Source organism: Coleofasciculus sp. E2-BRE-01 (assembly GCF_040221695.1).
GTDB lineage: Bacteria > Cyanobacteriota > Cyanobacteriia > Cyanobacteriales > Coleofasciculaceae > Coleofasciculus.
In genome coordinates, this window is record NZ_JAVKEA010000156.1 from 1 (window position 1) to 6,504 (window position 6,504).

The window sequence follows — 6,504 nt, forward strand, 5'->3', positions numbered from 1 at the left end:
TGCTTTCACCCCAGCACTTGAGGGGATGGGCTTACACCATCATGTTCCGCTCAGTTATCTATCTGGATAGTGGTTAATCCAGTAGCTGACCATCCTCTACAATGCTTATACAGCAATGGTTTCGGTCAAACGAATCGCACAGTTCCAAGCATGGCGGGAAACGCCAGCGTGTTTAGCCAATGCGGTTCGCTGCTTGCTGTTAAGCTTCAATTCAGTCTTGAATCCTAGTAGCATGATCAAAACTAGGCTTGATTGGTGTATAATATCAGTATACAAATATATCTTTAAAGTAACAATGCCTTTCCAGAAAAATCACAAGTTAGGGGCGAAAAAGATACTAGACAAGTCGCTAGACAAAACCCCTATTTGCTTTAGGGGGTATGAAGGACAAAAAGCAAAATTGAGAACCGTACAAAATTGGCAAGAACGAATGAGGCAGTTTGTAGATGAAATGATATCTGATCAAAATGATTATGTTTGATCGGATATTTTTTATAGAGATTAGATTACAGTTTCTAACCCTTCATGCTAGATGAAGGGGTCTTATTACATCTGAAAATTGAATTTAGAAATGGAGCCTACGGGAATTGAACCCGTGTCCGCATTGGGTATTTACCTACCGATCATTCACAGGTTTAGCCCTTCTCATCCTCAGGGCGGGAACCATCCATTATCCCGGATGGTGGGATGCTTTGGTTAGGTCTTTGCTAGAGAGCCGACCAAAGACAGCTAACTAGCGCATCCGTTGGGGTTGTGTCCTTAGCCCTTAACGGAGTCAGACTAAGAACGCTCGAACCTATAAGAGGTGTTTAAGCGGCTACAGGAGCTGCCTTACGAGCAAAAGGAACGATGTTGTTCGCAGTTACTTTTTTTTGAGTCCGGGATTTACGAGAGAAGACTCACTCTCGACCTGTATCACGGGTTGGCTTTCACCAACACGTCGAAACCATTAAGGCCCCCTGTGATATATTCTCATTTTAATCAAAAGTTTGGCGATCGACCACCGTAGACTTGGGAAGTGTTGAGTGTGTAGGGGCGGGTTTAGGGACAAACACGGATTGTTTTACCCAACTTGGTCGCAAAACCCGCCCTGATTACCCAACGTGCTTGCTAGTCGGGCATGGTGCGTAAATGTGTAGGGGTTCTTTTCACTATTATCGTTTCTTGCCTCAACCCGATGTGACTAAACGCCCCGACTCAGTGTTGACCCCCTGGGCATTGACGATTGGCCACCGATAATGCTTACTACATCATAAAAAACTGTATTCAATGTTACAAAAATTTCATTGGTGGGAGTGTAAAACGTGTCATGCTGGTCTGGTAAATCTGGTACATATAGAGAAACGTAAGTGAGGAGCTAGAATCTTGAAAAAGGTAGAAGCGATTATTCGACCATTTAAGCTCGATGAAGTTAAAATCGCCTTGGTCAACGCTGGAATTGTCGGGATGACGGTTTCAGAAGTTCGGGGATTTGGACGCCAAAAAGGTCAAACCGAACGCTATCGAGGTTCTGAATACACCGTTGAGTTCCTGCAAAAGCTCAAGGTGGAGATTGTCGTCGAAGATGCCCAAGTCGATATGGTAGTAGAAAAAGTTATTGCTGCTGCTCGCACGGGTGAAATTGGCGACGGAAAAATCTTCATCAGTCCCGTTGAGGAAATTGTCCGGATCAGGACGGGTGAACGGAATCTGGAAGCGGTTTAAACTAACGGCTACTAACCATAAGGCGGGACAAGATGAAGAAAAAGGGCGATTCGTTTCTCAAGGAATGAAATAACTTAGGGAGGGTGGGAGAAAAAAAGGAGAAAAACAGCTTCTTAGGCACTCCTTAAAAAGGCTCTCACAACTCTTTCCTCGATGCGTCGGTATTGCCGCATCTTGTTTCGCCTTATAAAAGCTCGAATCAAAGAACATGGAAAATTTAGAAATTTTGCCATCTCTATCTCAATGGGCTACTAATCTCACATTTTCCAGGTTACCCAAAGCAGCCGTTGAAGCAGCGAAGAGATCAATGATTGATACCTTTGCGGTTGGTTGTGCCGGATCAACCTGGAGTACAATAACAGCACTAAAAAAAAGTAGTCACGAGTTGTATCAAGGTTCAAGTGCTGATTGTCTGGATTTTCAAACAACTCTATCCCCTGTGGGAGCGGCACTCCTAAACGGGGCAGCCTGTCATGTCTTGGATTATGATGATACATTTTACCCAGGCGTTTTACACCCTTCTACAGTAATTTTCCCATCAGCATTAGCCGTAGCACAATCGGTAAGAAGTGATGGACAATCACTGCTAACGGCATTTATCGCTGGCTTAGAAGCCGAATGTATTCTTGGACAGATTAATCCTCACCTAAATTTTGATGTCAGTCTGGTCAAACAGCTTAGCAAGGTTTGGTCTTTAGTCGAACCGGGCTTTGCACTCAAAAGGTATCCAGTTTGCTCATCAGCCCAGGCAGCTAGTGAATGTTTGGAGAACGTAGTTACACAGTACAAACTTAATCCTGCTGATATTCAATCCGTAGACTGTGAGGTTACGCCATTTATTTGTAAAAGCTTAGATTTTGAACATCCTCAAACTCCAACAGAGGCTCAATTTAGTATGCAATTTGCTTTGGCTTCTATGCTAACCTACAGAGAATTGACCTTCTTACAATTAAATGTATCAGCTTTGAATAACCCAGTTTTACAAAAAAATATGAGAAAAGTGACGATGAGAGTGGGGCTGAACCACTTAAATCAGAATGATTATCCAGAAGCGACTCAAGTTACGATCATGCTTAAGAATGGCAAGAGCTTGAGTGAAACGATAAAAGCTTATACAGGAATGCCAAATAATCCAATGTCGGAACAGCAACTTTATCAAAAATTTGCAGTCTGTTGCCAAAATCTCGATTATGCAACCTTGTTTGAGCGCTTACTTAAGTGTGAAAAGCTAACGGAGATAAATACCCTCACAAAACCCTACCCAATGAAAAGTTCTTAAGCTGGGTTTGTAGTAAGCGCTTTAGCGCTGCTAGTCCAAGGGCTATCCCCATTTTTTTTATCAGCTGACGCTGGTATACTAAAACTATCTAAATCAAGAAAAATCGCCAGGAACCGCTGTTAGAAAATGTCAACCACTAATTCTGCGTTCGAGTCAATGTATTGGTATCGAGTCGAACGCATCCAAAACGAACTCAAAGAACTTGGTAAAATTGGGGTAACGTTGAGTGTTGAAGACTTGATTCCTTTTGATCAATTCCATCCCCTCTCCACTACAGCACTTGATGAAGCGGTCAAACAACTAGGAATTTTACCATCCACTCAGGTGCTTGATATTGGTGCAGGGGTTGGGGGTCCAGCGCGTTACCTAGCCCATCAATATGGATGTTCTGTGACAGGGGTTGAACTTCACCCCCAAATGTGTGCGGCTGCCATTGAATTGACCCAACAAACAGGTCTATCCGAACAAGTTAATTTTCTCCAGGGAGATATCACAACCATTAACCTGAATGGTAAAACCTTTGACCACTGGATTTCTATTGGGGTTTTTCTACACATTGCAGACCGTTCTACCTTATTTTCCACTTGTTTTCGCCTACTGAAACCGGGTGGGAGTGGTTATATTGAAGACTTTTTTCAGCGCCAACCCCTCACCCCCGATGAGAAAGTCCAATTGGCAGAAACCCTTGCCTGTCCTTATTTACCAACTCGCGACCAATATCTGGCAGACTTAGCGGCTGCTGGCTTTGTCGATTTACACTTTGAGGATGTGACTCACTTATGGCAACCTTGGGAAATTCAAAGGATTGTAGATTTTGAGCAAAACAAATCCCGTCATCTGCGTGTTCATGGTGATAAAGTTGTTCAAAGTATGAGGCATCGTTACCAAGTTTTGGCAGAACTTTTTCAAGGTGGCAATATCGGGGGCGCGAGAATTCGTTGTCAACGCCCGAATGTTTAAGTTGGAATGTGTTGAATATGTTAATATTTGAAACTTTAGGAGATAATTGATACTGTAGGGGCGACCCGCTTGCACTAATTAACAATACCCGTTCACTCAATTGAATCGGGTCGCCCTCCACTTAATTCATTCTAAGTTAGGATCAATTCTTTAAGGTTGCCAAATAAACCTGTAAGGTTTCGATATATTCATCATCAATGATCTCAAACCCATTAGGAACTTGACGACTTTCTTCAATAAATCCGGGTTCAGTAAAATAGTAGTCTCGAAAGAGTCCTCTGGTTTTGTAAACAACTTCGTGCATAAATCCAGCTTCGTCTAATTCAGCTTCAGTTTTCGGGAAGTTCGCCATACTACTTTGACAAAAGATTAAATATCCGCCCGGATTCAGAAATTTCCGACTCTGTTTAATCATTTCCGTAATAAACCAACGGCGGTCAGGAGTGCCAGCTTTACAAAAAGGAGGATTACACAACACCAGTTCGTAACGCTCTGGTATAGGGTCAAAATGCATCCAATCCTTAACCCAAACATGGCGATAGTTCACATTATTCTCTTGGGCATTTTTCTTGGCAACATTGTTCACGTCCTCACTAATGTCTGTAATATCAATACTCCTAGCACCAAGTTTGAGCGCCAGAATCGCATGAATTCCCGAACCTGCGCCAATTTCAATGACTGATTTACCACAAAATATATGGGGAACTTGAACCATGCCATTGGCTAAAGCATATCCATGAGGCGTTGGTTTCCAAGCCTCTCCGCTTAAGTTAATTTTGATCACAAAAGGGTCAAAAAAGTATTGGGTTAAAGTTTTGGGTTGGTTGGTAGTTGTCATGAGCAATAATGGGTGGATAAGTACATAGATTGAATTGGCAAATACGCCAATTTAACAAGTGAGTTAGGCTTCAATTAGCAAGAAATTCAGGAATAATTGAGCTTCCGTTCACTCAATTGACCTGTTTGCAGATTGTATAGATGACATTTTTTGATCGGTAGCGAGTAGAGATGCAATGTAATGGCTTGCTGACTCAGAGGTTTAATCGAATGCCACGCCCGCGTAGAATTCATCAAACGGGATTTATCACCTTGGTGATACGTTATCCTATCCGTCTCACGTAAGATGAAACGTTGATCACGATGCAGGGTTGGCTGATAAAGTGTTTCTTCAATTGTGCCTTCGACAACATAGATCCAACAATCTTGACTTTGATGATCATGAATTGGGCTAGCTTGTCCCTTCTGCCAACATAGAATCAGCAGTTCATATAAGTCTGTGCTATGGACTAAATTGCGAGTATAAGACCGCTCGTTCCAGGTACAGTAAGGGGCTATAGTGTCCAGGGGTATGTCAAGAGACTGAATCAGTTGGTCATAATAAGATGAATTTTTCGTCGCCGAAATACTCAATCCATGAATGAGATTTTCCAAAGAACATAGTTTTGAAGGGTGGCTTAAATTCATCGCTAAAAAGACAACTCAAATTCACAACAAGTGTTTGATGAAACGTCTAGCCAATTTACAGTTCTACTAAGTCAATAGGGAAAGGAAGACGGGAGCAGGTTACTTTTGTAGGTTCTTAGTTTTCACGGTATGTGACGCAACGAAGGGAGGTAAGTTTTGAGTGAAAGATTGGGAAATTGTGTAGGGGCGGGTTTTACTACTCTATTTTTGGTTTCACCAAGATGTGACTAAACCCGCCCCGACTCAGGTTAAACTAATCTTCAACTATGGTAAATACCCGAGTTGGCATTAGGAGTACAATCCGGGATGATATTGCCGTAGCGTTCATCCAATAGCCAGTAACCTACTAAACCTGGCTCATACCCAGTTAAGCGGTGGTTCATATTGGCTTTAATGTCTGCTTCAGAGCGGGCGCTATCCCAGAGGCGAGCTTCAGCCATGTTACCGTAAAAATAACGACTACTGTCTCCATCGAGGCTACGACCGATGTAGAGGGGAGTATGATTAACGATCAGATTTCCTCCTGTTGGTCCTTCTGCCTTCAGTTCCCCATTAATGTAGGTTTTTGCCGTTGTGCCATCATTGGTAATCGCTAAGTGATACCATTGATTCCATTGAATCGAACCATTAGCCGTATTTGGCGCTCCTGCATTCGAGCCAGCTGGAGTATGGAAACGGTGGTGAACATATCCGGCATTATTTAACCAGATATTGAAATTTCGACCCGGTTTGCCAATAACACCCTGCCAAGCGTCTTTGGGATCACCGGGTTTAAGCCAAACTTCAACCGTATAAGTTTGCACCCGCAAACTGGCAGCCTCTGAGATGACAAGATAATCATTTTTACCATCAAAACACATGGTCGAATAAGTATCCAGTGTTTCTGGGGTGAGTTCTTCACTGACGGGACTCAAGGTTTTCAAGAAACTCAGACTGGGGGCAAAAAAGTATTCCCCACCTGAAGGGGTGACAAGCAGCTCAAAAGCTTGGCTTACATTGCATTTCCCCCCTCAAGCCTCGAAAAGATGAGAGCTTATTGACAGAATTATTGAGAATGAATACGCGAATGAGAATGATAATCACCTGGGTGACACTCC

At 42.8% G+C, this 6,504-nt stretch carries 6 protein-coding genes, 1 other RNA gene and 1 pseudogene; 3 read left to right on the forward strand and 5 right to left on the reverse strand.

The features are described from left to right. Positions 1 to 114: 114 nt before the first annotated feature. Together RIG66_RS19275 and ssrA are read right to left on the reverse strand one after the other, a co-directional pair. Positions 115 to 234, reverse strand: a pseudogene (locus tag RIG66_RS19275) (helix-turn-helix domain-containing protein); the annotation flags it as partial. Positions 235 to 569: 335 nt separating this feature from the next. Then, positions 570 to 959, reverse strand: a transfer-messenger RNA (tmRNA) gene (gene ssrA / locus RIG66_RS19280). 406 nt (positions 960 to 1,365) lie between these two features. Between ssrA and RIG66_RS19285 the strand changes: the two genes are divergently transcribed. The 3 genes from RIG66_RS19285 (at position 1,366) to RIG66_RS19295 (ending at position 3,943) form a co-directional block, all read left to right on the forward strand. After that, positions 1,366 to 1,704: a P-II family nitrogen regulator gene (locus RIG66_RS19285; protein WP_006098071.1), complete on the forward strand. Its 339-nt coding sequence runs from the start codon at positions 1,366 to 1,368 to the stop codon at positions 1,702 to 1,704. A 208-nt stretch (positions 1,705 to 1,912) separates the two neighbouring features. Beyond that, positions 1,913 to 2,983 carry an MmgE/PrpD family protein gene (locus tag RIG66_RS19290; RefSeq protein ID WP_446380368.1) on the forward strand — a complete coding sequence of 357 codons (1,071 nt, stop codon included), beginning with the start codon at positions 1,913 to 1,915 and terminating at the stop codon, positions 2,981 to 2,983. A 126-nt stretch (positions 2,984 to 3,109) separates the two neighbouring features. Beyond that, positions 3,110 to 3,943, forward strand: a complete 834-nt coding sequence (locus RIG66_RS19295; protein ID WP_446380369.1) for a methyltransferase domain-containing protein — start codon at positions 3,110 to 3,112, stop codon at positions 3,941 to 3,943. A 142-nt stretch (positions 3,944 to 4,085) separates the two neighbouring features. On the opposite strand, the gene RIG66_RS19300 is transcribed toward RIG66_RS19295, so the two are convergent. From RIG66_RS19300 to RIG66_RS19310, 3 genes are all read right to left on the reverse strand, one after another. Continuing rightward, the gene (locus RIG66_RS19300) at positions 4,086 to 4,781 is read right to left on the reverse strand and encodes a methyltransferase (protein WP_446380370.1); all 696 of its coding nucleotides are present in this window, start codon (positions 4,779 to 4,781) and stop codon (positions 4,086 to 4,088) included. Between the two features lie 86 nt (positions 4,782 to 4,867). Continuing rightward, positions 4,868 to 5,407, reverse strand: a complete 540-nt coding sequence (locus RIG66_RS19305) for a cysteine dioxygenase (protein ID WP_446380371.1) — start codon at positions 5,405 to 5,407, stop codon at positions 4,868 to 4,870. A 260-nt stretch (positions 5,408 to 5,667) separates the two neighbouring features. Further along, positions 5,668 to 6,330 (reverse strand): LamG domain-containing protein, encoded by a 663-nt coding sequence (locus RIG66_RS19310; protein WP_446380372.1) that lies wholly within the window; start codon positions 6,328 to 6,330, stop codon positions 5,668 to 5,670. Positions 6,331 to 6,504 lie beyond the last annotated feature (174 nt).

Bases quoted from the DNA above. Each gene is read 5' to 3' on its own strand.
- RIG66_RS19290 (WP_446380368.1), top strand. From the start codon at position 1,913: ATGGAAAATTTAGAAATTTTGCCATCTCTATCTCAATGGGCTACTAAT.
- RIG66_RS19295 (WP_446380369.1), top strand. From the start codon at position 3,110: ATGTCAACCACTAATTCTGCGTTCGAGTCAATGTATTGGTATCGAGTC.
- RIG66_RS19300 (WP_446380370.1), bottom strand. From the start codon at position 4,781: ATGACAACTACCAACCAACCCAAAACTTTAACCCAATACTTTTTTGAC.
- RIG66_RS19305 (WP_446380371.1), bottom strand. From the start codon at position 5,407: ATGAATTTAAGCCACCCTTCAAAACTATGTTCTTTGGAAAATCTCATT.